Source organism: Geothrix sp., from assembly GCF_030219325.1.
In the GTDB taxonomy this organism is placed as follows: domain Bacteria; phylum Acidobacteriota; class Holophagae; order Holophagales; family Holophagaceae; genus Geothrix.
In genome coordinates, this window is the sequence record NZ_CP126625.1 from 2,934,737 (window position 1) to 2,957,959 (window position 23,223).

Genomic DNA, 23,223 nt, shown 5'->3' on the forward strand with positions numbered 1-23,223 from the left:
CGACCCGCTGCAGGCGGTTTGCTTGAGAGAAGAACATGCTCCGACGAATCTCCCTCCCTTTCCTCGCCTGCTTCGCCTTCAGCACCTGCCTGGTGGGGGCCGCGCCCCCCAAGGGCACCCTGGTCATCGTCGGCGGGGGCGGGATGCCGCAGCCGATCCTGGATGCCTTCCTGGGCGCTTCCGGCGGCAAGGGCGGGGTGGTGGGCATCATCCCCACGTCCACCAGCGATCCGGAGGGGGCCCTCAAGGAGTGGCAGGAGGATCTTGAGAAGGCGGGCCTCACTTTCGTGGCCTTGGATGTCCGGGCCCGGGAGCAGGCCTCCCGGCCCGAGCTGCTGGAGCGGGCCAAGCGCTGCACGGGGTTCTGGTTCTCGGGGGGCGACCAGAACCGTGTCGGCGACTGCATCGTCGGCACCCCGCTCCACAAGCTCATCCTCGAACGCTACGCCGCCGGGGCCGCCATCGGCGGCACCAGCGCCGGGGCCGCCATCATGTCCAAGGTCATGCTCACCGGCGATGACCGGCACGGGAAGAACGAGTGGTCCGAGTTCGGCCCCGGCGCCTACCGTACCCGCGAGGGCATGGGCTTCCTCCCGCCAGGCGTGCTCGTGGACCAGCACTTCCTGCGACGGAGCCGGCAGAACCGCCTCTTCAGCCTGATCATGGAACACCCCGACCACCTGGGTCTCGGCATCGACGAGGCCACCGCCCTGGTGGTGAAGGATGGGAAGGCCACCGTGGTGGGCGACCGCTCCGTGATGGTCTTCGATCCCGCAGGCATGACCATGAACGGCGCCACCCTGCGCGACCTCCGGGTCCACGTGCTCCGCGCCGGACAGGCCATCGACCTGGGCACCCGCAAGGTCTCCCAGTGAGCCGGGGTGCCCGCCTGCTCCGCTCCGCCGGGCTGCTCCTGGCCCTCGGGATGATCGGCAGCGCCGCCCCACCCCGGGCGCCCTTCCCGGTGGATCACCGCAACCTGCGGCGGACGGTGTCCTACGAGGAGATGGCTGCCTTCCTGGACGGCGTGGCGAAACCCGGCTTCATCACCGTCACCGAGGAGGCCCGCAGCACGGAGGGGCGGAAGGTCTTCCTGGTGCGCCTCAACCGGGGCGGGGACAAGGCCCGCTTCAAGGTGCTCTACTACGCCCAGCAGCACGGGGACGAGGTGGCGGGCAAGGACGCCCAGCTCACCCTCATCCGGGACATCGCCGCACGGCCTTCGCTGCTGCCCGAGGACGTGGACCTCTACCTCATGCCCATGCTCAACCCCGATGGCGCCGAGGCCCACCGCCGCGTCAACGGCGCCGGCGCGGACCTGAACCGCGACCACCTTCTGCTGGCCCAGCCCGAGACCCGGGCCCTGCACCGCGTGGCCCGGCGCATCCGCCCGCATCTCGCCGTGGACAGCCACGAGTTCGGCCGGGACAGCGAAGACTACGCCAAGCGCGGCTGGGAGGCCTGGCCCATCATCACCATGGACGCCTGCAACCACCCGCTGATCCCCGACTACCTGAAGGCCGCGGCCCTGGAGGCGGTGGCCTCCGCCGCGCCACTCCAGGCCCGGGCTGGCCACGCCTACCGGCGCTACACGGTGGGCGGTCCCCCGCCGGAGGAGGAAATCCGGCCCTCCACCTCCGAGGTGGACGATGGCCGCAACGGCATGGGCACCCTCGGGGCCCTCTCCTTCATCATCGAAGCCGGCGTGCGCCATCGCGCTGCCGATCCCTCGGCGGACCTGGGCGAGCGGGTGGACGGCTACCGCATCCTCTACCGGCACCTGCTGGGCGATCGCGCCTGGCGCGACCGGATCCGGAGGCTGGCGGAACGCGCCCGCCGTGAGCCCCTGCCCCCCTTCATCGCCACCAACACCTTCTGGGCGAATGTCGGCGGCAAAGTGAGCGCCGTGAAGGTCCGGGACCTGGCCACCGGCCGAACCCTCGAGGTACCCACGGCCATGGCCATGACCGACCTGGTGGTGAAGGGCAGCGTGCCCACACCCCGGGCCTACGCCATCGAACCCGCCGCCGCCGCACGCTTCATCCCCGTGCTGGAGGCCCAGGGCCTGCGCTGGGAGGCCCTCGCGGCGCCCCGCCGCGCGAAGGTCGAGCGCGTCCAGTTCCTCCGCCTCGAAGCACCCTACGACGACCTGTACCAGCGCTACAAGGACCGGCAGATCGTGGCGCGCCAGCCCCAGGTGGACCTGGACCTGCCCGCCGGGACCCTCATCGTCCCCCTGGACCAGGACCTGGCCCGGCGCGCCATCCAGGTGCTGGAGCCCTGCCTGCTCTACGGCCTTTATGGCTACCCTGGCTTCCGCGAGCTGGCCCAGCCCGGCGCCCCCCTGCCCGTGTCCCGACTCTTCTGAATCCCTTCCGGGCCGCCTGGTCCGGCTGGAGTCCCCATGCTGCTCTTGATCAAGAACGCCGATGTCTACGCCCCGGAAGCCGGAGGGCGCTGCGACCTGCTGCTGGGCGGAGGCAAGATCCTCCGCATGGAGCCGGACATCCGCATCCCCCGGAAGTACTGCGAGGTGATCGACGCCCGGAACCTCAAGGCCGTGCCCGGCTTCATCGATGGCCACGTGCACATCATGGGTGGTGGCGGCGAGGGCGGCTTCGCCACCCGCACCCCCGACCTGCCTCTCACCGATGCCATCCAGGGCGGCGTCACCACCGTGGTGGGCTGCCTGGGCACGGACGGCTACACCCGCAACATGGCGGGCCTGCTGGCCAAGGCCAAGGGCCTGGATGAGGAGGGCATCAGCACCTTCGTCTATTCCGGGTCGTACGGCGTCCCCCTGCGCACCCTCATGCCCAGCCTGGAGGAGGACCTGCTCTTCATCGACAAGGTGATCGGCGCGGGGGAAGTGGCCCTGTCGGACCACCGCTCCAGCCAGCCCACCTTCGAGGCCTTCGCGCAGGTGGTGGCCATGGCGCGGCGCGGCGGCATGCTGTCGGGCAAGGCGGGCATCGTGAACGTCCACCTGGGCGACGGCCCCCGGGGGCTCGACTTCCTGCGCCGCATCCTCGCGGAGACGGAACTTTCCCCCACCCAGATGCTGCCCACCCACATCAACCGCAATCCGCGCCTCTTCGAAGAGGGCATCGCCTACGCCAAGGGCGGCGGCTTCGTGGACTTCACCACGTCGACCCTGGCTTCGTACCTCGAGGGTGGCGAGATCCCCTGCGGCAAGGCTTTGCGCCTGATGCTGGAAGCTGGCGTGGATCCGGGCCAGATCACCTTCACCTCGGATGGCCAGGGCAGCCTGCCGGACTGGGACCAGAACGGGCGGCTGCAGGAGATCTCCGTGGGCCGCGTCACGTCGCTGTTCCCCGCCGTGCGCAAAGCCGTGCAGGAGGAGGGCATCCCGCTGGAAACCGCCCTGCGCGTCATCACCGCGAACCCCGCCCGCATCCTCAAGCTGAAGGCCAAGGGCCGCCTGGCGCCGGGCCTGGACGCCGACGTGGTCCTCCTCGATCCGCAGAACCTGGAGGTCCGCACCGTCATCGCCAAGGGCCGTCTGCTGATGAAATCGGGCAAGCTGTTGGCCAAGGGGATGTTCCAGTGAGTAATCCAAGCCAGGCCGCCGAGGTGAAACCGCCGGTCCCATCCTCGGGGCTGAAGATGCCCCACACCCTGGTGATCGTCGCGGCCCTCATCGTGCTGGTGCTGATCCTCTCCTGGCTGGTCCCCTCCGGTGAGTTCCAGCGCATCGAGAAGCTGCTGCCGGACGGCAGCCGGTTGAAGGTCCCCGTGGATGGCACCTACCACCAGCTGCCCAAGACCCACCTGGGTCTGCAGACCCTCTTCCTGGCGCCCATCAAGGGCTTCCTGGATGGCGCCGGGCTCATCTCCTTCCTGCTCATCATCGGCGGCAGCTTCGGCATCTTCCAGGAGACCGGCGCCGTGGAGCAGGGCATCAAGCGGCTCACGGTCCACGTGCGGCGCCATCCCTTCCTGGAGCTGCTCTTCATCCCCGTGCTGATGACGGTGTTCTCCCTGGCCGGGGCCGTGTTCGGCATGGCCGAGGAACTCATCCCCCTCGTCCCGATTTTCATCGCGCTCGCCTGCGCCCTCGGCTACGACGCCATCGTGGGTACGGCCATCCCCTTCCTGGGCGCCGCGGCGGGCTTCGCCTGCGCCTTCTTCAACCCCTTCACCGTGGGCGTGGCCCAGGGTATCGCCGGAGTGCCCATCTACTCGGGCCTGGGCTACCGGGTCTGCGCCTGGGTGGTGGCGACCAGCGTCGTGATCGCCTACGTGATGGTCTACGCCGCCAAGATCAAGAAGAACCCCGAGCTGAGCCCCGTGCGAGATCTCGACCTGGCCCGCGAAGCCCAGGCCACGGCCGCTTCCGGCGAGGCCTGGAACGCCTCCCACATCCTCGCCCTGCTCACCTTCCTGGCGGCCCTCATCCTGCTGGTCTGGGGCGTGCTGAAGCACCACTGGTACCTGGAGCCCATCGCGGCGCTCTTCCTGGGCATGGGCATCCTCATCGGCCTGCTCTCCCGCATGGGCCCCAGCACCATCGCCAGGCACTTCGTAGCCGGTGCCAAGGACATGGTGGGCGTGGTGTTCATCGTGGCCTGCGCCCGGGCCCTGCTGGTCATCGCCAACGATGCCCACATCATGGACACCCTGCTGCTCTACGGTTCCAACGCCATCCGGGTGCTGCCCCATGCCATGACGGCCCAGGTGATGTTCCTGGTGCAGTGCGTCATCAACTTCTTCATCCATTCGGGCACCTCCCAGGCCGCGCTCACCATGCCGGTCATGGCGCCCCTCTCGGACCTGGTGGGCATCACACGCCAGACCTGCGTCTACAGCTTCGCCCTCTCGGAGCTCATCAACCCCATCCTGCCCACCAGCGCCGTCACCATGGGCATCCTGGGCGCCGCGAAGATCCCCTGGGAGCGCTGGGCCCGCTGGTTCCTGCCCCTCATGCTCATCCTCGTAGTGCTGGCCTTCCTGCTGCTGGTGCCGCCGACGCTGTTCTTCCACTGGGGCCCGGTGTGAGGCGGGTGGGTCGCTTCGCCCTGCCTTTCCTGCTGGCCGGCAGCCTCCTGGCCCAGGACCCGAGTGCAGACTTCATCCGCGCGAAGGAACCCGGGGCCAAGTCTGGGCCCATGGGCGTCGCCCTGGAGCGCCTGGATGCCTCGCGCATCGCCCGGCACATGGCCTGGCTCGTGGATCCCCGGCGCGAGGGACGGGGCCTGGGCACCCGGGGCCTGAACGCCACGGTGCACGACCTCAAGGACCAGCTGCAGGCCATGGGCATCCCGCCCCTGGGCACCTCGCCGCTCCAGGCCGTGCCCCTGCGCGAGGTCCGACCCGGCAAGGGCACGATCCGCCTCCGCACCGCCTCGCACCTGTTCACCTTCCACGCCGGGCAGGATGCGATCCTCCCTGCCGTCGAACCCGGAGTGCTGTCCGGGCCAGTGGTCTTCGCGGGCCACGGCATCCAGGAGCCTTCGCTGGGCCACGATGATTTCCGCGGCCTCGAGGTCCGAGGGCGGATCGTGGCCTTCCTGGACGGGCTTCCCCCGGGTGAGCCCTGGAAGAAGCCTGAGCTGATCGAACGCTACGCCTCACCCCGCCCGGCAGATCGCTACGACCACCGCCTGGCCCTGCTGGAAAAGCTGGGCGCCCGAGCCGCCATCGCCCTGGAGGCCGGCCTCGACCAGCGCATCAGGGAAGGCAAGGAGCCGCCCTTGCCGTATTTCCTCGCGGCCCGGGGCCTCCCCCGCGCCGGAGAGCCGCCCCTGGCCCGCGTGGCCTTGACGGCGGAGCTGCGACAAGCCCTTGAGACGGGGCAGGCTGAGACGGCCACCCTCAGCATCCGCGGCCGCGAGAAGGACCTGCTCGGCTTCAACGTGCTCGGGCGCCTGGAGGGATCTGACCCGGTCCTGCGCCAGGAGGCCATCCTCATCGGCGCCCACATGGACCACCTGGGCCAGCCGAACGGCGTGCTGCATCCGGGGGCCGATGACAATGCCTCCGGCGTAGCGGCCCTGCTGGAGATCGCCCGCGCCTTCGCCAGCAGCCCCGTCCGCCCCCGGCGCACGCTCCTCTTCGCCTTCTGGACCGGCGAGGAGGAGGGCAAGTTCGGCTCCGGCCACTACACCCGCCATCCCCGCTGGCCCCTGGCCACGACTCGCGCCTACCTGAACCTGGACATGATCGGCCACCCCTGGACGCTCGCGGACCTGCAGGCCCTCGCAGCCGAGGCCAAGGCGCCGGCGGCCTTCCTCGACGGCCTCGACCCCACCCGCTTCGCCGAACCCGGCCTCTCCTCGGCACACCGCGACCTGGGCCCCGTCCTCAGCCAGGCGGGCCTGGACACGGGCCTGTCCCTGCACCTGGACTGGACCGACGGCCGGAACGGCGGCAGCGACTACCGCGACTTTGCCAGGCTCGGCCTGCCCTTCGTGCGCTTCTTCGGCAGCTACTTCCCTGAGTACCACAAGCCCGGCGACACCCTGGACAAGCTGGATCCCGACCAGGTCAAGCGCATGGCCAGGCTCGTCCTCGCCACCGCCTGGCTCTTGGCAGACCGCTAGGAAGGTCGAGGCATCGTGTTGGAAAAGAATGTTGAAAGCGGAGGAAAGCGGAGTGGCTGAGGAAAGCGGAGAAGTGAATCACCTGCCTCTGCTTTTCTCCGCTCTCCTCCGCTCCTCCGCCAACCTCCGCTTATTGACATCTTTTGTAAAAGCTTGCAGTCAGAGCACCACTTCCGCGTACCACCCCTTGCTCACGATCTTGGTGCCGTAGGGCTCTGACAGCCTCTGCATGAGCGCGATGATCTCGGCGCCACGCTTCGTACCCGCCAGCTTCGGCACGCCGTAGAGGGGACCCTCGTCGTCGATGGTGATGGGCAGGAGTTGGATCCGCTTGAGCTTGCCCTGGTTCAGCGTCATGCGGACCATCACGGTCTCCAGCACCTCACGGGATTCGCGGCGGTCCCACACGGAGACATTGAGGGGCCGGGGCATCTCGATGTCGCGCTGGTGGAGGAGGTCGGCGGGGATCCGGTCCGGCGTGCGGTACTGGTAGATGAAGTCGCCCAGGCTGTAGAAGATGGGGCGGCCCTTGTAGATCTCGATGCCGCGCAGCACGTGGGGGCCGGTGCCCAGCACCATGTCCGCCCCGGCCTCGATGGCGCGGCGGAACATGATCTCCTCGTTGGGCGGGGTCCTGTCCTGGATGCCGAAGGCGCGGTGGTGGGTCACGTCGTGGTTGTGCAGGGATACCAGCAGCAGGTCGGTCTTGCGCCGGGCCAGGAGGATGTCCTCCTCCATGACGGCCACGTCGGATTCCAGTGGCCCCTCCACCTTCTCCGCCTTGCCGTCCCTGGCCACCAGGATCACGGCAGGATCGATGGTGGCGAGCGAGGGCGCGTTCGCATCCTTGCTGCGGTACTTGGCGGTCCAGTAGCGCATGTAGGAAAGCAGCCCCACGGTGGCCTTGTGACCGGCGAGTTCGGTCTTGGCCAGGGCGTGCGCCTCTGCCAGGGTGGTGCCGGCGCCCGCGTGGGTGATGTTGGCCTGATCCAGGGCCTGGAGGCACTCCTTCAGTCCCTCGGGACCGAAGTCCATCGCATGGTTGTTGGCCTGGCTCACCAGGTTGATGCCGGTGCGGGCCAGCTCCCAGCGGAACTCCTTTGGCGCGCGGAAGTTGTAGAAGGGGCGCTGGAGCTCGGGCCGATCGTTGAGGGAGAACTCCATGTTCCCGTAGGCGACATCGGCTTCCTGCATGAGCCGGAAGAGGCCGGCCCGGTCGGGATCCGGCAGCTGCGTGATGGGCTGGTTGAAGATCATGTCACCCACGGCGGTGAGGGTCAGGTCGCCCGGCTCCTCCTTCAGCAGTTCCGTGATGCGCCCGGCCCAGTCGATGCGCTCGGCGGGTTCGGGGGGATGGACGCGCCGCAGGTGGACGGCGCGGGGGTCGTCCTTCCCGGGGCCGGTGGCGGTCTGGGCCAGGGCCGGCAGCGCCAGCAGGGCCAGCAGGGCCGCACCCAGCGGCAGACTTCGAGGGCTCCGTTCCGTCCTGCACATGGGTCGCTCCAGTCGCTGCATCGGGTTTGCACAATTTTGTTTCATTTCTTGATCATGCGCAAAATTATTCGCGCAAATACCCGGGCGGGACGCAGGACCCTATCCTGGAGTGATGACGACCCATCCCGACTACTGGAACCAGCTCTACCGGGACGAGGGCCGGCCCGGCTGGGACATGGACGGGGCCACGCCCCTCGTGCGCGAGCTGCTGGACCTGGCCCTGCCCCTGGGGCTGCGGGCCGGCTGTGACCTGGTGGTACCCGGCTGCGGCTACGGCCACGATGCCGCCGCGTTGGAATCGAAGGGGTTTTCGGTCACGGGCCTGGACTTCGCGCCCCTGGCCATCCAGGGGGCCCGGTCGCGGTACGGGGACCGGGTGGCCTGGTCCCAGGCGGACTGGTTCACCACGCAGCTCGGCCCCTGGGACGCCATCTTCGACCACACCTGCTTCCCCGCCATGGACCCGGACCGGCGTCCCGCCTACGTGGAGGCCTGCACCCGCCACCTGCGGCCCGGCGGCCTCTGGATGGCGGCCCTCTTCCACGACGTGAACGGCCGGCCCGGGCCGCCGCACGCCATCCCCATGGCGGACCTGCGGCAGCTGGTCGAGCCCCGCTTCGAGATCCTGCACCTGGCAGAGGCCACCGCCAGCCACCCGCGCCGCGCCGGCCGTGAATACTTGATGGTGGCCCGCAAGCGGGCCTGAGGACTGCCACCCCCATGCCCACCCCGCCGCCGGTCTCCGACAAGCTCAGCTGGATGATGTCCCCGCCCCTGGGACGGACCCTCCGTCTCCTGGCCCGGGAACCCCGCTGCGTGCGGCCGGGGAACTGGATGAAGAGCCTGGGCCTGCTGCTGCGCGGCGGCGCCGCGAGCCTCCTGAACCGCCTCGCCCCGCCCCTGCCCGGGGGCAGAGCGGCCCTGCCCCCGGTCTTCATCGTGGGCTTCTGGCGATCGGGCACGACACTCCTGCACGAGCTGCTCTGCCTCGATCCGCGGGTGGCCTACCCCTGCTCCTTCGACTGCATGGCGCCAGGCCATGCCCACTGGACCCGGGACCGCGCGCTGCCCTACGGCCAGGGCCACTTCGAGTCGCGGCGTCCCATGGACAACATGGTCATCCGCCTCGACTCCCCCCAGGAGGACGAGTTCTTCCTGCTGAACACCGGGGCGCGGTCCTTCTACGAGCTCTTCCTGCTTCCCGAGGAGGGCCTCGACCACCTGGCAGCCCTGGACCCGGCCGGATGGACGGCGCCGGAGCGCGAGCGCTGGCTCGCGGGGATGGCGCGGCTCATGCGCCTGCTGGCCCGCCCCGGCAAGGACCGCGCCGTGCTCAAGTCGCCCACCCACGCCTTCCGGATCCCCCTGCTCCGCGAGCGCTTCCCGGAGGCCGTCTTCATCCATCTGCGGCGCGATCCCCTGGAGGTCTTCCTCTCCACCCGGCACACCTGGCGGGCGAACGCCCGGATCTACGCGCTGCATCGCCCCAGTGCCGAGCGGGACCTGGATCCCCTCATCCTCGCCTGCCACCGGCTGCACCGGGAGCGGATGGCCGAAGCCCGGCAGAGCCTCGGCTCCCGCTGGTACGAGCTGGGCTACGCGGACCTGGTGCGCGATCCCGTCGGCTCCCTCGAGGCCATCTACCATCAGTTCGGCTGGTCCGGCTTCGAGGTCGTGGCACCGGCCCTCGCGGCCTACCAGAGCACCCACGCCGACTACCGGACCAACGGCTTCCAGGCGGCGGACGAGGCCGAGCGGAAGCGCCTCTGCGAGGCCCTGGCATGAGCGGGAACGCCCTGTCACCGGGGCTCCCCACAGGGGCGGTCCTCTGGCTCACGGGCCTCAGCTCCGCCGGCAAGACCACCCTGGGCCGCGAGCTGGCCACTCGCCTGCGGGCCGGGGGCCACCGCGTCGAGCTGCTGGACGGGGACGAGATGCGGCAGCACCTCTGCCGCGACCTGGGCTTCTCCAGGCAGGACCGGGACGAGCATGTGCGGCGCCTGGCCTACGTGGCGGGACTGCTCGCGCGGAACGGCGTCGTGGCCGTGGTGTGCGCCATCTCGCCCTACCGGGCGGCCCGGGAGGCGGCCCGGCAACAGGCCGAACGCTTCTTCGAGGTGTTCGTGAACGCGCCCCTGGAGGTCTGCGAAACCCGGGATGTGAAGGGGCTCTACCGGAAGGCCCGCGCCGGGCTCATCCAGGGCTTCACGGGACTCGACGATCCCTACGAGGCGCCGCTGCAACCCGATCTGGAGTGCCGGACCGACCAGGAGGATCTCGAGGCCTGTGCCCGCAGGGTGCTGGACTGCGTCTGTCCGATCCTGGGCTGATCGCGGCGCGGTTCGTTCTACAATCGGGGAAAACCCCGGAGCGACCATGAGCATGAAAGCCATCTTTGCCCTGCTCTGCCTTTCTTCCGCCGTACTGCCGGGGCAGGACCTGGTGCGCCTGGGCAACCTGAAGTTCGCCCACTATGGCGCCGTGTCCTACATGAAGGAGCTGGCGCCGAAGTACCGGCTCAAGATCGAGGAGCGCATGTTCGCCAAGGGCATCGACATCAACCCGGCCATCGTGGCGGGCGAGATCGATGCCAGCGCCGCCGCCCTGGATGCCGCCATTGCCGGACGCTCCGCGGGCGTGCCCATCGTCGTGGTGGCGGGCTTCGCCCGGGGCGGGGCCCGCCTGGTGGTGCGGCCCGATGCGGGCATCAAGTCGCTGAAGGATCTCAAGGGCAAGAAGGTCGGTGTGGCCCGGGGCGGCGCCCAGGAGCTGCTGCTGCTGGCGGAGCTGGCCAAGGCCGGCCTCAGCTGGGCCGACAAGCCCGGCAAGGACGTGCTGGTGCTCTACCTGCCCTTCGCCGACCTCAACCAGGCCCTGATGGCCAAGAACATCGACGCCATGTGCCAGAGCGAGCCCTACAGCTCCCAGGCCATCAACAAGAAATTCGGCGTCGAGCTGCTGAAGCCCTACGACACGCCCATCGGCGAGCCCATCCGCGCCCTGGTCATCACCGAGAAGCTCTACAAGGAGCGCCGCGACGTGGCCCTGCGCTTCCTGCTCTGCTTCGTGGAGGCCACCAAGAAGTTCATCGACGAACCCAAGACTGCTGAGAAGTTCGTCCGCGAAGTGATGTTCAAGAACCAGATCAGCGCCGAGGACTACCAGGATGCCATCGGCAACTCGCCCTTCAGCTACGACATCACCGTGCCCCACGTGCAGATCACCACGGATCTGATGGCCAAATACGGCGTGGGCAAGATGGCCAACCCGCCCAAAGCCGGCGACTGGGTGAAGCTGGACCTGCTCCTTGAAGCCAAGAAGCAGCTGAAGGTGAAGTAGGCATGAAACGGTACCGACACGCCGCCTCCGGCATCCTCGTCCCGCTGGCGGCCCTGGGCTTCTGGCAGCTGCTGTCCACCATGGGCTGGGTGAACGCCACCATCCTGCCCTCGCCCATGCGGGTGCTCATCAAGTGGTGGGCCTACCTGCGGCCCCTGGAGGTCTTCGACCCCGCCCAGGGTTCCTACCTGAAGTGGTGCTTCTCCGGGGAGCTCATCCAGGACGCCATCGGCAGCCTCTACCGCGTGCTGGTGGGCTTCTTCATCGGCGGTGGCCTGGCCCTGCCGCTCGGTCTCGCCATGGGCTACAGCAAGGTGGCCTACGGCCTCTTCAACCCCCTCATCCAGGTGCTGCGGCCCATCCCGCCCATCGCCTACATCCCGCTGTCGATCCTCTGGTTCGGCCTGGGCAATCCGCCCGCCGTCTTCCTCATCAGCATCGGTGCCTTCTTCCCGGTGCTCATGAACACCGTGGCCGGGGTGCAGAACGTGGACAGCATCTACCTTCGCGTGGGCCGCAACCTGGGCGCCTCGCGGCTCACCCAGTTCACCCGCATCATCCTGCCGGCGGCCACGCCCTACATCTTCACCGGGGCGCGCATCGGCATGGGCACGGCCTTCATCGTGGTGATCGTCTCCGAGATGATCGCGGTGAACAACGGCCTGGGCTACCGCATCCTGGAGGCCCGCGAGTACCTCTGGTCCGACAAGATCATCGCCGGCATGTTCACCATCGGCCTGCTGGGCCTGGGCATCGACACCCTCATGAGCCGCCTCAGCTCGTACCTGCTGAAGTGGCACCGCGGCCTGGAGCAGTCATGAGCGGGGCCACGCACATCAGCGTCCAGGGCGTGCACAAGGTCTTCCAGAGCGGTGGGCAGGACGTCCACGCCCTCAGGGCCATCGACCTGGAGATCCCCCGGGGCGAGTTCGTCTGCCTGCTGGGGCCCTCGGGCTGCGGCAAGTCCACCCTGCTGAACGCCGTGGCGGGCTTCAGCCTGCCCAGCTCGGGCACCATCACGGTGGACGGCTCCGTCATCAGGGACCCGGGCCCCGACCGCGGCATGGTGTTCCAGGAATACGCGCTGTTTCCCTGGATGACCGTGGAGCAGAACATCGCCTTCGGCCTCCAGGTCAAGAAGGTGGCCAAGGCCGCCATCCAGCAGAAGGTGGATGAGCTGCTCGTCCTGCTCAACCTCCAGGATTTCCGCAAGCGCTATCCCAAGGATCTCAGCGGCGGCATGCGCCAGCGCGTGGCCATCGCCCGGGTGCTGGCCATCGACTCGCCCATCCTGCTCATGGACGAGCCCTTCGGCGCCCTGGACGCCCTCACCCGCCGCAATCTGCAGGACGAGCTCCTGCGGCTCTGGGTGGAGCTGAAGAAGACCATCCTCTTCGTGACGCACAGCATCGAAGAGGCCCTCTACCTGGCCGATCGCACCGTGGTGATGACCTACCGGCCCGGCACCATCAAGCGCGATCTCGCCATCGACCTGCCCCGCCCCCGCGACGTGGCCAGCCCCGCCTTCAACGCGCTGAAGAAGGAGCTGAGCCAGCTGCTCATGGAGGAGCAGAGCCGGCACAATCAGGACGAGTTCAAGGGCGCAGCGGTGGACTAGATTCACGAAGGAGACGGCCCATGGTCGACAGTTCCTGGGACAACGGCGGCCTCCCCCCGGTGAAGAAGGGCCTTGGCACGGGCATGAAAGTCCTGCTGGGATGCGGCATCGCCGCGCTCCTCGCCTTCGCCGCCTGCGCCGTGGGCGGGGCGATCCTGGGGAACATGATCAAGAAGGATCCCAAGGCCTTTGAGAAACGCATGGAGGGCTTCGCCGAGGGGCTGGTGCGGAAGGACTGGGAGCGGTTCCGGAACCTGGTGGACCGTCTCCAGTCGGACGAGGGCGCCGCCGGCATCTACCGATCCAACCCCGGACTGCACCAGGCCTATGCCACCGAGGGGCAGTTCCTGCAGGCCGTCCGGTCCTGGCGACCCCACCTGACCCCGTTGCCCGACAAGGTCCCTGTGGGCAGGCGCCACCGCCGGCACCGGCGGGACGATGCCGCAGAAGAGCCGTTCCCGTCGGACGCCGCCACGCCGGAAGCCGCCCGGGAGCCGGCTGTCGACATCCAGAAGGTCTTCGGCACCACCCGGATCCAGTGCCGCTATCCGAACGGCACCAAGCTGTCCGTGACCTTCGATGGGGAACAGATCCAGCGCCTCGAAGTGGAGTGACCGGGGCCGCTTCCGGCACCAGCCTGCTCAGAAGCCACGCCCGGGATTCCGCAGGCCCAGGCTCATTTCAGCGCCTCCGTCGGCAGGGGGAGCCCGGCATCGCCCCGCCCCCGCGTGGCGAGGGCCACGGCCAGGGTCCAGAAGGGGGCCAGGTTGAGGTAGGGGATCCATTCCGTGAGGAAGGAGGGCAGGAAGGCCCAGTGGAACCCGAGCATGGCCCACAGGACGACCATGGTGACCACATCCAGCCCCACGCCCAGCAGCCAGCCCACCGGGCCGGTGACCTCCACGGGGATCTGGATCGCGTCCACGGCCAGTGCGATGCCCCAGGCCACCCGGATGCGGGTCCTGGAGAGCGGGGGCCTGGGGGCAGCTGCGGGAACCATGGCGGAAGTCTACAGGATTGGGATATCGCCCCCGATGCACCGATGAGCCGTAAGAAGCTCCCCCACAAGGACGATCCATGGCCCACATCCAATGGAAAGACCGCTACAACATCAACTTCCGTGAGATCGACGCCCAGCACCAGGGGTTGCTGGACCTGCTCAACGAGTTGAGCGACAACCTCGACGGCCGCCGGCACCCCGATACCGTGGCCCACGTTTTCGAGGCCCTGGGCGACTACGCCCAGACCCACTTCAGCAGCGAGGAGCGCTACATGCGCGCCGCGGGCTACCCGAAGCTGCCCCAGCACTGCCAGGAGCACGTCTTCTTCGTGAACCGGGTCAAGGAGCTGAGCCGGAGCTACGATCCGGGCGATCCCCGGGTGGTGGATGAGACCGCGACCTTCCTGCGGGACTGGTACATGAACCACATCATCAAGGTGGACCAGGACTACGGGCCCTTCCTCAAGCGGGCCCTGCCCACGGCCTCCATCGAGGGCATCCTCCTGGGGCTGGAGGGGGTGGTCTGCAGCCTGGACCCCGCGCCCCTCGTCCAGGCCGTGATCGAGGGCAGCGGCAAGCCGGAGGCCGAGGTCCGGTCTGCCCTCTGGGAGGACCCGGGCTTCCTGCCGCAGCTCGAATCCGGGCAGTGGGACCTGGACCGGTTCGAGGTGGAATGGACCGGGTGGGCGGGGCAGACCGCTGCCCCGGAGAGCCTGGCCCCGGCTTACGGAGCTTCGTACCAGCCGATCCCGGCCATGGTCCAGCTGGCCGGCCGCCTGAAGCAGCACCAGCCTGTGGCCCTGGTGGGCAACGCCGCCCCCTGGATGCGCAGCCAGGTCCTCGGCCGGCTGGGACTGGCCGCATCCTTCACGGCCAATGCCCTCTCCTGCGAAACCGGGGCGAGGCTGCCGGACAAGGCCCTGCTGCTGGCGGCGGCCTCGGCCCTGGGGCTGGCGCCCGAAGCCTGCATCCTCATCCACCGGGATTCCGCCTGCCTCGAGGCCGCCCAGGGCACCCGCATGCAGACCCTCCAGTACACCAACCCGGTGATGCTCATGGCGGAACTCCGGCGCATGGGCATCGGGTTCTGAGGCCCGGCCCAAGCACGCCTTCCGTCCATCCGGAAACTTGGCCGGGAGCCCGGATCCGCCGATGGTGGGGTGACCGCTCCCGGAGGCCCCATGGTTCACATCCAGTGGAAGGATCGCTACAACATCAACTTCATGGAGATCGACGACCAGCACAAGTCCCTGCTGGAGATCCTGAACGAACTCATCGACCTCGTGGGGGAGCGGGGGGATCCGGAGGTGGTGGCGGGGATTTTCCAGCGGTTGTGCCAGTACGCCCTCACCCACTTCGCCACGGAAGAGGCCTACATGGCCGCGGGGAACTACCCCCTGCTGGAGAAGCACAGGGGGGAGCACGGCGCCTTCATCCAGAAGCTGCTCGAGCTGAACCAGGCCTATGACCCCTCGGACCCGCACCTGCTGGAGGAGACCCTCGATTTCCTCAAGAACTGGTACCTCTCCCACATCCTCAACTCCGACATGCGGTACGTGCCCTTCCTCAAAGCCCAGACCCCGGACCCGGGGAAGGAGCCCTAGGGTCTGCTTCAGAGCCGGGCCTTGCCCGTGGCCCGCAGGATCCGGATCCGCAGCACCGCGGTGCGGAACAGGTCCTTGTCCACCTCCCGCGCCACCACCTCGGGATGCTCCGCCGCGAAGCGCAGGCCCAGGGCTTGGAGGAGCCTGTGTTTCTCGCCGCCATCCGCGACCAGATCCGCCCGGCCGAAGACGATGACGCTGGCATAGCGGGTGGCCAGCTCCAGGGGCAGGGTTTCGGCCATGGTGACGGCGCAGTAGGAAACCTGGGGATTGAAGGCCAGGTTGTCCAGCTTGTGGCCCGCGGTGGCGCAATGGATGACCAGGTCCCCGTCCACCACCGCGTGGTTCACGGGCACGGCGTAGGGCCAGCCCTCGGCATCCACGGTGGCCAGCACGCCCCACTCCGCCGCCCGCAGAAGGTCAAGGGCCTCCGCCTCGCTCAGCTCGCGGTCGCGCCGGCGCATGGGGTGGCTGGGCAGGTTCATCGTCGCCTCGAGGCGATCCAGTTGAGGGCTTCGATGGGCGTCATGCGGTTCAGGTCCAGGGCCTCCAACTCCAAGCGCAACGCGTCGGGCTCCACCTCGAAGAGCGGCAGGGCCGGCTGCGAGGGCATGGGTGCCCGGGGCGGCGCCTCCGGGGCCTGGGCCAGCAGGCGCTGGGCCTTCTGGATGACGGACTTCGGCAGGCCCGCCAGCCGCGCCACCTGGATGCCGTAGCTGCGGTCCGCCGGGCCCGGCGCCACGCGGTGGAGGAAGTGCAGCTGCTCCTCCCACTCCTGCACCTCCACGTGCAGGTTCTGGATGCGGCTGTCGTCGGCCAGCTTGGTCATCTCGAAGTAGTGCGTGGCAAACAGCGTGCGCGGCGCGCCGCCTTTCAGATCCCGCAGGAACAGGGCGATGGCCTCGGCCAATGCCAGACCGTCGCGGGTGGAGGTGCCGCGGCCGATCTCGTCCAGGATCACCAGGCTGGCCGAGGTCGCCTGGTTGAGGATTCGCGCGGTCTCCGTCATCTCCACCATGAAGGTGGACTGGCCCTTGGCCAGCTGGTCCGAGGCTCCGATGCGGGTGAAGATGCGGTCCACCAGGCCGAAGCGCATCAGTTCAGCTGGCACGAAGGAGCCTGTCTGGGCCAGCACCACCAGCAGGGCCGCCGTGCGCAGGAAGGTGGACTTGCCGCCCATGTTGGGGCCCGTCACCACGGCCATGGGCTGCTGCGCGCTGAACTGCAGGTCGTTGGGGATGCACTCCCGGCCCAGGCGGGATTCCAGCATGGGATGGCGGGCCGAGGCCAGCACCAGCTCGCGCTCCTCGCCCAGCTCCGGCCGGGTCCAGCCCGAGAGGCGCGCCCGCTCCGCCAGGGCAGCCATCACATCCAGGGTGGCCGTCGCGCGGGCGAGCCGCGTGAGGTCCGCCCGGTGCTCCAGCACGAGGGCCAGCAGGCGCTGGAACTGGACGGCCTCCAGGCGGGCCTGGTCGCTTTCGGCGCTGAGCAGCCGCTGCTCGAAGGCCACCAGCTTCTCGGTGGTGAAGCGCTCGGCGTTGGCCAGGGTCTGCTTGCGGAGGAAGTGGGCCGGCACAGCGCCCAGGTTGGATTTCGTGATCTCGAAGTAGTAGCCGAACACCCGGTTGTACTTGATCTTCAGGCTGTTGATGCCAGAGGCGGCGCGCTCCTCCTCCTCCAGCTCCAGCATCACCTGCTTGGCGTCCCGGGCCAGGCGGCGCACGCCGTCGAGCTCCAGATCCACGCCTTCGCGGATGACGCCCCCCTTCTCCAGGTCCAGGGGCGGAGCTTCAGCCAGGCACCGCAGGAGTTCACGGAGCAGTGGCGTGCAGAGTGGCGTATCGCCAGGCCATAGACCCAGCTCGGCGACCTCTTCGGCCCAGCCCTCGTCCTGGATGCGCGTGGGCAGCTTCTGGAGCACGGCCAGGCCCTCGCGGAGCTGGGCCAGCTCCGGTGGCAGGGCCAGACCAAGGGCCACGCGGCCCAGCAGGCGGTCCAGGTCCGGCACCTGGGCCAGCAGGGTCTGGATGGGGCCGCGGCGGCGGTCCTCCGTCAGCCAGGCCACCTGGGACCAGCGGCGTTCCAGCGCGGGGCGGTCCCGCAGGGGCTGCTCCAACCAGGCTTTCAGCAGGCGGGAGCCCATGCGCGTGCGGCACTGGTCCAGCAACGCCAGCAGCGACCCGGCCCGGCCCCCATCCATGCCATTGGCGAGGACTTCGAGGTGGCGGGCGCTGGTGGCATCCACCAGCGGGCCGGAGGCACCCAGTTCCAGCGCCACGCCCTGCAGGTGGGCGGGACGGCCCTTCTGGGTGGCCTCCACATGATCCAGCAGGGCCGCCAGGGCGCCCAGGGCGGCCGGGTAGGAGTCCAGACCCACGCCCTCCAGGTGCTGCCAGCCGAAGAAGGCCAGCACCTGCTGCTTCGCGCGGGAGGGCTCGAAGCGCCAGGCGGGCAGCCGCGTGCGGGCGGCCTCCAGGTCGGCGATGTCCTCGGACCCTTCGGCCAGGATCAGCTCCTGGGGATCCAGCCGCTCCAGGGTGGCCTGCAGGGCCTCCTGGCCCTCGCCCGGCAGCACCCGCAGGGCGCCGGAGGCCAGCTGCAGCAGGGCCAGGCCCCAGGTATTCCCCACCCGATGCAGGGCGCAGAGCCAGCGGGCATCGTCATCCAGCCAGGTGCCCGGCGTGATGATGCGCTTGATGGCGCGGGGCAGCAGGCCCTTCACCTCCTCGGGCCTGGCCGTGGGCTCCGCGATGGCCGCGGAGAAGCCCGCCGCCAGCAGCTTGGGCAGGTACGATTCCAGCGCGAAGTGGGGCACGCCGCACATGGGCGTTTCCGCCTCCGTGCCCTTGCCCCGCATGGTCAGCGCGATCTCCAGCACCGGCGCCGCCCGCACCGCATCCTCCCCCAGGATCTCGTAGAAGTCCCCCATGCGCGTCAGCAGCACAGCCTCGCCAGCCTCGCGCTTGAGGCCCGCGATCTGCTGCAGCATGGGGGTGGACATGGGTGGACTGGTCTCAGGAGGGAGGACGACGAATCCTCGATCTTCCCACAGGCCCACCGTTGCCGCGAAGATGGAGCCATGGAACGGGTGGAGTGCATTGTCATCGGCGCTGGTGTGGTGGGGCTGGCCCTGGCCCGGAAGCTGGCCCGGTCGGGACGCGAGATAGTCGTCCTGGAAGCGGAGGACCGCATCGGCACGGGCATCAGCTCGCGCAACAGCGAGGTCATCCACGCGGGGATCTACTATCCGAAGGATTCGCTCAAGGCGCGGCTCTGCGTGGCGGGCAACCGGGCCCTCTACGCGTACTGCGCCGAGCATCACGTAGACCACCGCCGCTGCGGCAAGCTCATCGTGGCCACGGACGCCACCCAGGTGGAGGCCCTGCGCCAGCTCCAGGCCCGGGCCGCGGCCAACGGCGTGATGGATCTCCAGTGGCTCGACGCCGAGGAGGCCCTGCGTCTGGAGCCACGGCTCCACTGCGTGGCGGCCCTGCTCTCCCCCAGCACCGGCATCGTCGACAGCCACGGCCTCATGCGCGCCCTGTGCCTGGAGGCGGAAACCGCGGGTGCCTCGGTGGTGCTGAAGAGTCCCGTGCTGGGTGGCCGCTCCACCCCGCAGGGGTTGGAGATTCAGATTGGCGGCGGGGAGCCCATGACCCTGCTGGCCCGGCGGGTCTTCAACGCCGCGGGGCTGGGCGCCCTCGCCCTGGCCCATGCCATCGAAGGAACTCGTTCCGCGAGCCTGCCACCCCAGCCCCGCCGCTTCGCCAAGGGCAACTACTTCAGCCTCACCGGCGCCGCGCCCTTCTCCCGGCTGGTCTACCCCATCCCGCCGCAGGGCGCCCTGGGCGTGCACCTCACCCTGGACCTGGCGGGCCAGGCCCGCTTCGGGCCCGACGTGGAGTGGATCGACCGCGAGGAGTACGACGTGGATCCGCGCCGCGCCGACAGCTTCTATGCCGAGGTCCGCAAGTACTGGCCCGGACTACCGGACGGTTCGCTGCAGCCGGCCTACGCGGGCATCCGCCCGAAGCTCCACGGCCCGGGCGAGCCCATGCCGGACTTCTTCATCCAGCGTGAAGCCGACCACGGCGTGCCGGGCCTGGTGAACCTGCTGGGCATCGAGTCCCCGGGCCTCACGGTCTGCCTGGCGCTGGCGGACGAAGTCGCGGGCTAGGACACCGGCGCGGCGGTCGTGCCCTGCCGGAGGCGGGCCATCAGGTCCGCCTGGGGCGTGGCGACGTCGAGTTCGTCGTAGTACTCGGCCCGATCGATGAGGTCGCCCAGGATCGCCAGGGCCGCCGCCAGCAGGGGATGCGTCGCACTCAGCCACAGGGGGCCCAGGAAGCCGAGGCCCAGCCGCAGGGCGGAGATCGCAGGCCGGACTGGCCTGCCCAGGTCGGCAAAGTACCGCTTCCGGTGCAGGTAGAGCAGCGCCTTGACCAGGCCCAGGACCAGGGCCAGGGGCCGGATCCCGACCAGCAGGCCCAGCAGGAAGAGTCCGTTGAACAGCACGTGGGCGCTGTGGAGGTTCCAGGGGCCCGTGCGCAGGGCCACGCGGTAGAGGCGGTCGATGGCGAAGAGGGCCCCAAATCCCGCCAGGGCGGCGGGAATGCCCAGGGCGGGCTGAACGAAAGCCGCCAGGGTGCCGAGCCCCAGGAAGAGCGATACGGCCGCCACCTCGCGGGAGAGCCAGCTGGTACGCAGGTGCAGCAGGGCCCGCCAGGCGCGCTCCGGCCGCCCCAGGTGCGCCGTGCTCAGGGCCAGCACCAGGGTGCCCAGGAACAGGAAGGTCCAGCGGTGGAGGGGCGGGCCGCCCAGCAGCGAAGCGCCCAGCCAGGCGGCAAGGCCGCTGATCACCGTGGTGAAGAGCAGCAGCGTCCACTCGCCCCGGAGCGTGATCTTCGGGTGTGCCACCCGGAGCAGCGCCTCGAGGTAGGGCCGCATGGCGGCGTCCGGCGGCCGGTGCCCCTGGCTGGGTGGCTCGGGGCGGCGCAGGGGCGCGATGGCGATGGCGGGTGCCGTGGCCGAGGGGGGCAGGCCCGGTACGCCGACGAGGGGCCTCCCGGGATCAAGGGCGGACACGCCCAGGGCCTCCATGGGACAGCGGGCCACGCAGGCGGGTTCGAGTCCCCGGGCCAGCCGCTCGGGGCACAGCGTGCACTTCTCGATGGTGCCGAGGGCTTCGTTGACATTCGGCGCATCGTGGGGGCAGGCCCAGGTGCAGTAGCGGCACCCCATGCAGCGGTCCGCGTGGATGGTCACCGCGCCCGTGGCCGCATCCTTCGTGTAGGCATCGGCCGGGCAGTGTTCGAGGCAGGCGGGCGCCTCGCAGTGGTGGCAGGCGAAGGAGAGGTGGAAGACCGGCAGGTCGGGGTGGCCGCAGGCGTTGAAGGTGTGGACCGTGCGCCAGGGGCGCGACTGCAGCTCGCGGTTCTCCATCCAGCAGGCCAGCACGCAGGCCTGGCAGCCGGTGCAGCGGTTGGGGTCAAAGGTGAACTGGGTCGCTGTCACGCCCGCTCCACTTCGACCAGGTTGTCGTGGAAGCCGGCGCCGAAACCCAGGTCCGTCTCGCGCCCCAGGGAGAGCAGGTTCACGGAGCCGCCATCCTCGGCCCCGAACCCGTTGAAGGCCGCCACGGTGCCCGGCCGCATCCCGAAGCTGATGCGCAGGGGCAGCTCCAGGTTGCCCCGGTCGTTGAAGACCCGCACCCGCTCGCCCTCCTTCAGGCCGCGCAGGTGGGCGTCCTCGGGGCCCATCTCCAGGCTGGGCCCGGGCATGAGCTGGCGGATCACCTGCAGGGGCAGGAACTGGCTGTGGATCGAGTTCTTGGTGTTGGGCGTGAGCAGCTGCAGCGGATGCCTGCCACCCCCGGCGGCCTGGCTCTCCACGGGCGGCGTGAAGTCCGGCAGGGCCGCCACGCCCCAGCGGGCGACGGCCTCCTCGCTGAGCAGCTCCACCTTGCCCGAGGGCGTGGTGAAGTGCAGGTCGGCGAAGGCCACTTCTTCGGCGCCGGGCGCCAGCACCGGGCCTTCCCGCAGCTGACCGAGGGAGAGTCCGTGCGGCGCCAGGCGGGCCTCCAGCCAGGCCTCCACGCCGGCATCATCAGGCTCGGGCAGGAAGGCCAGCTCCTCCGGGCCCAGGCCGAGGCGCTGGCCCAGGGCGCGGTAGATCTCGGTCTCGGGCCGCACCTCGCCGGGGGGCTCCACCACCTTCTGCCGGAGCTGCAGATAGGCGTGCCAGTAGGCCCCGATGACATCCGTCTGCTCGAAGAGGCTCTTGCTGGGCAGCACCAGGTGGGCCTCCCGGGCCGTGTCCGTGAGCCGCTCGTCCACCACCACCAGGAAGTCCAGGGCCCGCAGGGCCGCCAGCACCGCGGGCGTCTCGGGGTTCTGCGCGGCGGGATTGCCCCGCTCCACCCAGCCCACCTTCAGCGGCGGGTCCTGCTGCGCCAGCATGTCCGTGCCCAGCCGCGCGGTGCTCACGGAGACGCGCACCACGCCGTCGGGCTGCTCCGGCGGGTAGAAGTCCAGGGGGTCCTTCAGGTGCCCGAAGATCTGGGTGGCGAGGTTGGCGTAGACCCAACCCGCGCCGGGCTTGCCGAGGTTGCCCGTAAGGGGCAGCAGGGCCTGGATGGCCCGCATGGTCTGGCCGCCGTTGGTGTAGCGCTGCATGCCGAAGCCCGCGCAGATGCTCATGGGGGCCACCTGCCCCATGAGGTCGGCCAGCTCGAGGAGCTGCGCCTCGGGGAGGCCGCACACCTGGGCGGTGCGGATCGGCGTCCAGGCCTTCACCTGCGCGGCGAAGGCCTCGTAGCCCAGGACGTGCTCCCGGATGAAGCCCAGGTCCACCTGGCCATCCTCGATGAGCAGGTGCGCCAGCCCCAGGGCCAGGGCCCCGTCGGTGCCCGGCCGCGGCTGCAGCAGCAGGTGGGCCCGGTCGGCGGTGGGGGTGCGGCGCGGATCGATCACCACCAGCCTGGCCCCGCGCTCCAGCGCCTGATGCACGAAGCGCATCTGGTGGAGGTTCGTCTCCGAGGCGTTCTTGCCCCACATGACGATGAGGCGGGAGTGGGCGATGTCCCAGGGCGCGCTCTGGCGGTTGTCGCCGAAGGTGAGGCGCGTGGCCTCCAGCCCCGCGGGCCAGCAGAGGTCCCCGTACGTGGTGGTGCAGCCTCCGAACTGCCGCCAGAAGGCCGGGCCGCAGCTGTTGAGCAGGCCCTTGGTGCCGCTGGCCGCGTAGTAGAAGACCGACTGCGGCCCGTGGGCGCGCCGCGCAGTTTCGAGGTGGCGGGTGATGAGGTCCAGCGCCTCGTCCCAGCCCACCCGCTCGAAGGCGCCGGTGGCGGTCCGCTTCATGGGGTGCAGGATCCGCTCGGGGCTGGCCTGCCGCTCCAGGTAGCTCAGACCCTTGAGGCAGGGGCCTTCGGCGGTGGCCAGGTTGCCCTCGTGGGGATCGATGGCCGTTACCCGGCCCTGCTCCACCGTCACCCGCATGGCGCAGGTGCTGTAGCAGTTCCGGGGACAGGCGGTGGTGTGGACGGTCATGGCACTACCAGGATAGGGAGGGCCATGCGCCGGGCCGCGCTCCTCCAGGTGCTTGTGA

The 23,223-nt window shown here is 69.7% G+C and carries 21 protein-coding genes; 15 read left to right on the top strand and 6 right to left on the bottom strand.

Annotated elements, in window-relative coordinates:
• The first annotated feature begins 35 nt into the window (after nt 1-35).
• Genes QOZ81_RS13110 through QOZ81_RS13130 form a run of 5 tightly spaced genes read left to right on the top strand, consistent with a single transcriptional unit; the run spans nt 36 to nt 6,563 of the window.
• A complete protein-coding gene (locus tag QOZ81_RS13110; RefSeq protein ID WP_291205571.1) occupies nt 36-875 on the top strand; it encodes a cyanophycinase in 840 nt (279 codons plus the stop codon).
• Nucleotides 872-2,368, top strand: coding sequence for a M14 family zinc carboxypeptidase (locus QOZ81_RS13115; RefSeq protein ID WP_291205568.1), 1,497 nt, complete (start codon nt 872-874; stop codon nt 2,366-2,368). The genes QOZ81_RS13110 and QOZ81_RS13115 overlap by 4 nt, the downstream gene beginning before the upstream one ends.
• Before the next feature lie 36 nt (nt 2,369-2,404).
• A complete protein-coding gene (iadA, locus tag QOZ81_RS13120) occupies nt 2,405-3,571 on the top strand; it encodes a beta-aspartyl-peptidase (protein ID WP_291205565.1) in 1,167 nt (388 codons plus the stop codon).
• Between the two features lie 56 nt (nt 3,572-3,627).
• On the top strand, nt 3,628-5,019 hold the full coding sequence (locus tag QOZ81_RS13125) for a YfcC family protein (RefSeq protein ID WP_291205562.1): 1,392 nt from the start codon (nt 3,628-3,630) through the stop codon (nt 5,017-5,019).
• A 5-nt stretch (nt 5,020-5,024) separates the two neighbouring features.
• A complete protein-coding gene (locus QOZ81_RS13130) occupies nt 5,025-6,563 on the top strand; it encodes a M20/M25/M40 family metallo-hydrolase (RefSeq protein WP_291205559.1) in 1,539 nt (512 codons plus the stop codon).
• A gap of 159 nt (nt 6,564-6,722) precedes the next feature.
• Here QOZ81_RS13130 and QOZ81_RS13135 read toward each other — a convergent pair whose 3' ends face one another.
• Nucleotides 6,723-8,057, bottom strand: a complete 1,335-nt coding sequence (locus tag QOZ81_RS13135) for a CapA family protein (protein ID WP_291205556.1) — start codon at nt 8,055-8,057, stop codon at nt 6,723-6,725.
• A gap of 112 nt (nt 8,058-8,169) precedes the next feature.
• On the opposite strand from QOZ81_RS13135, the gene QOZ81_RS13140 reads away from it, so the two are divergent.
• From QOZ81_RS13140 to QOZ81_RS13170, 7 genes are read left to right on the top strand one after another with little or no spacing between them, the layout of a single operon-like run.
• Complete coding sequence (locus QOZ81_RS13140; protein ID WP_291205552.1) at nt 8,170-8,763, top strand: methyltransferase domain-containing protein; 594 nt, start codon at nt 8,170-8,172, stop codon at nt 8,761-8,763.
• A gap of 14 nt (nt 8,764-8,777) precedes the next feature.
• The gene (locus QOZ81_RS13145) at nt 8,778-9,842 is read left to right on the top strand and encodes a sulfotransferase family protein (protein ID WP_300714827.1); all 1,065 of its coding nucleotides are present in this window, start codon (nt 8,778-8,780) and stop codon (nt 9,840-9,842) included.
• Nucleotides 9,839-10,387, top strand: a complete 549-nt coding sequence (gene cysC, locus QOZ81_RS13150) for an adenylyl-sulfate kinase (RefSeq protein WP_291205548.1) — start codon at nt 9,839-9,841, stop codon at nt 10,385-10,387. Before QOZ81_RS13145 ends, cysC begins: the two co-directional genes overlap by 4 nt.
• A 46-nt stretch (nt 10,388-10,433) precedes the next feature.
• The gene (locus QOZ81_RS13155) at nt 10,434-11,396 is read left to right on the top strand and encodes an ABC transporter substrate-binding protein (protein WP_291205545.1); all 963 of its coding nucleotides are present in this window, start codon (nt 10,434-10,436) and stop codon (nt 11,394-11,396) included.
• Nucleotides 11,397-11,398: 2 nt separating this feature from the next.
• On the top strand, nt 11,399-12,217 hold the full coding sequence (locus tag QOZ81_RS13160; RefSeq protein ID WP_291205542.1) for an ABC transporter permease: 819 nt from the start codon (nt 11,399-11,401) through the stop codon (nt 12,215-12,217).
• Entirely contained in the window at nt 12,214-13,014 is an 801-nt protein-coding gene (locus QOZ81_RS13165; RefSeq protein WP_291205539.1) for an ABC transporter ATP-binding protein, read from the top strand. Before QOZ81_RS13160 ends, QOZ81_RS13165 begins: the two co-directional genes overlap by 4 nt.
• 20 nt (nt 13,015-13,034) lie before the next feature.
• Complete coding sequence (locus tag QOZ81_RS13170) at nt 13,035-13,628, top strand: hypothetical protein (RefSeq protein WP_291205536.1); 594 nt, start codon at nt 13,035-13,037, stop codon at nt 13,626-13,628.
• A gap of 62 nt (nt 13,629-13,690) precedes the next feature.
• On the opposite strand, the gene QOZ81_RS13175 is transcribed toward QOZ81_RS13170, so the two are convergent.
• A complete protein-coding gene (locus QOZ81_RS13175) occupies nt 13,691-14,014 on the bottom strand; it encodes a hypothetical protein (RefSeq protein ID WP_291205533.1) in 324 nt (107 codons plus the stop codon).
• 77 nt (nt 14,015-14,091) lie between these two features.
• On the opposite strand from QOZ81_RS13175, the gene QOZ81_RS13180 reads away from it, so the two are divergent.
• Together QOZ81_RS13180 and QOZ81_RS13185 are read left to right on the top strand one after the other, a co-directional pair.
• Nucleotides 14,092-15,105 carry a bacteriohemerythrin gene (locus QOZ81_RS13180; protein ID WP_291205530.1) on the top strand — a complete coding sequence of 338 codons (1,014 nt, stop codon included), beginning with the start codon at nt 14,092-14,094 and terminating at the stop codon, nt 15,103-15,105.
• Nucleotides 15,106-15,195: 90 nt separating this feature from the next.
• On the top strand, nt 15,196-15,618 hold the full coding sequence (locus QOZ81_RS13185; protein ID WP_291205527.1) for a bacteriohemerythrin: 423 nt from the start codon (nt 15,196-15,198) through the stop codon (nt 15,616-15,618).
• Nucleotides 15,619-15,626: 8 nt separating this feature from the next.
• Here QOZ81_RS13185 and QOZ81_RS13190 read toward each other — a convergent pair whose 3' ends face one another.
• Together QOZ81_RS13190 and mutS are read right to left on the bottom strand one after the other, a co-directional pair.
• The gene (locus QOZ81_RS13190) at nt 15,627-16,103 is read right to left on the bottom strand and encodes a pyridoxamine 5'-phosphate oxidase family protein (protein ID WP_291205524.1); all 477 of its coding nucleotides are present in this window, start codon (nt 16,101-16,103) and stop codon (nt 15,627-15,629) included.
• On the bottom strand, nt 16,100-18,619 hold the full coding sequence (mutS, locus tag QOZ81_RS13195) for a DNA mismatch repair protein MutS (RefSeq protein ID WP_291205521.1): 2,520 nt from the start codon (nt 18,617-18,619) through the stop codon (nt 16,100-16,102). The genes QOZ81_RS13190 and mutS overlap by 4 nt, the downstream gene beginning before the upstream one ends.
• A gap of 78 nt (nt 18,620-18,697) precedes the next feature.
• On the opposite strand from mutS, the gene QOZ81_RS13200 reads away from it, so the two are divergent.
• On the top strand, nt 18,698-19,795 hold the full coding sequence (locus tag QOZ81_RS13200) for an NAD(P)/FAD-dependent oxidoreductase (protein WP_291205518.1): 1,098 nt from the start codon (nt 18,698-18,700) through the stop codon (nt 19,793-19,795).
• Here the strand turns inward: QOZ81_RS13200 and QOZ81_RS13205 are convergent.
• On the bottom strand, nt 19,792-21,132 hold the full coding sequence (locus tag QOZ81_RS13205) for a DmsC/YnfH family molybdoenzyme membrane anchor subunit (protein ID WP_291205515.1): 1,341 nt from the start codon (nt 21,130-21,132) through the stop codon (nt 19,792-19,794). The genes QOZ81_RS13200 and QOZ81_RS13205 overlap by 4 nt on opposite strands.
• The gene (locus tag QOZ81_RS13210) at nt 21,129-23,165 is read right to left on the bottom strand and encodes a molybdopterin-containing oxidoreductase family protein (protein WP_291205512.1); all 2,037 of its coding nucleotides are present in this window, start codon (nt 23,163-23,165) and stop codon (nt 21,129-21,131) included. Before QOZ81_RS13210 ends, QOZ81_RS13205 begins: the two co-directional genes overlap by 4 nt.
• Nucleotides 23,166-23,223: the final 58 nt, after the last annotated feature.

Bases quoted from the DNA above. Each gene is read 5' to 3' on its own strand.
- QOZ81_RS13125 (WP_291205562.1), top strand. From the start codon at position 3,628: ATGCCCCACACCCTGGTGATCGTCGCGGCCCTCATCGTGCTGGTGCTG.
- QOZ81_RS13110 (WP_291205571.1), top strand. From the start codon at position 36: ATGCTCCGACGAATCTCCCTCCCTTTCCTCGCCTGCTTCGCCTTCAGC.
- QOZ81_RS13160 (WP_291205542.1), top strand. From the start codon at position 11,399: ATGAAACGGTACCGACACGCCGCCTCCGGCATCCTCGTCCCGCTGGCG.
- QOZ81_RS13140 (WP_291205552.1), top strand. From the start codon at position 8,170: ATGACGACCCATCCCGACTACTGGAACCAGCTCTACCGGGACGAGGGC.
- QOZ81_RS13165 (WP_291205539.1), top strand. From the start codon at position 12,214: ATGAGCGGGGCCACGCACATCAGCGTCCAGGGCGTGCACAAGGTCTTC.
- QOZ81_RS13155 (WP_291205545.1), top strand. From the start codon at position 10,434: ATGAGCATGAAAGCCATCTTTGCCCTGCTCTGCCTTTCTTCCGCCGTA.
- QOZ81_RS13135 (WP_291205556.1), bottom strand. From the start codon at position 8,057: ATGTGCAGGACGGAACGGAGCCCTCGAAGTCTGCCGCTGGGTGCGGCC.
- mutS (WP_291205521.1), bottom strand. From the start codon at position 18,619: ATGTCCACCCCCATGCTGCAGCAGATCGCGGGCCTCAAGCGCGAGGCT.
- QOZ81_RS13190 (WP_291205524.1), bottom strand. From the start codon at position 16,103: ATGAACCTGCCCAGCCACCCCATGCGCCGGCGCGACCGCGAGCTGAGC.
- QOZ81_RS13210 (WP_291205512.1), bottom strand. From the start codon at position 23,165: ATGACCGTCCACACCACCGCCTGTCCCCGGAACTGCTACAGCACCTGC.
- cysC (WP_291205548.1), top strand. From the start codon at position 9,839: ATGAGCGGGAACGCCCTGTCACCGGGGCTCCCCACAGGGGCGGTCCTC.
- QOZ81_RS13185 (WP_291205527.1), top strand. From the start codon at position 15,196: ATGGTTCACATCCAGTGGAAGGATCGCTACAACATCAACTTCATGGAG.
- QOZ81_RS13180 (WP_291205530.1), top strand. From the start codon at position 14,092: ATGGCCCACATCCAATGGAAAGACCGCTACAACATCAACTTCCGTGAG.
- QOZ81_RS13200 (WP_291205518.1), top strand. From the start codon at position 18,698: ATGGAACGGGTGGAGTGCATTGTCATCGGCGCTGGTGTGGTGGGGCTG.
- iadA (WP_291205565.1), top strand. From the start codon at position 2,405: ATGCTGCTCTTGATCAAGAACGCCGATGTCTACGCCCCGGAAGCCGGA.
- QOZ81_RS13170 (WP_291205536.1), top strand. From the start codon at position 13,035: ATGGTCGACAGTTCCTGGGACAACGGCGGCCTCCCCCCGGTGAAGAAG.
- QOZ81_RS13145 (WP_300714827.1), top strand. From the start codon at position 8,778: ATGCCCACCCCGCCGCCGGTCTCCGACAAGCTCAGCTGGATGATGTCC.
- QOZ81_RS13175 (WP_291205533.1), bottom strand. From the start codon at position 14,014: ATGGTTCCCGCAGCTGCCCCCAGGCCCCCGCTCTCCAGGACCCGCATC.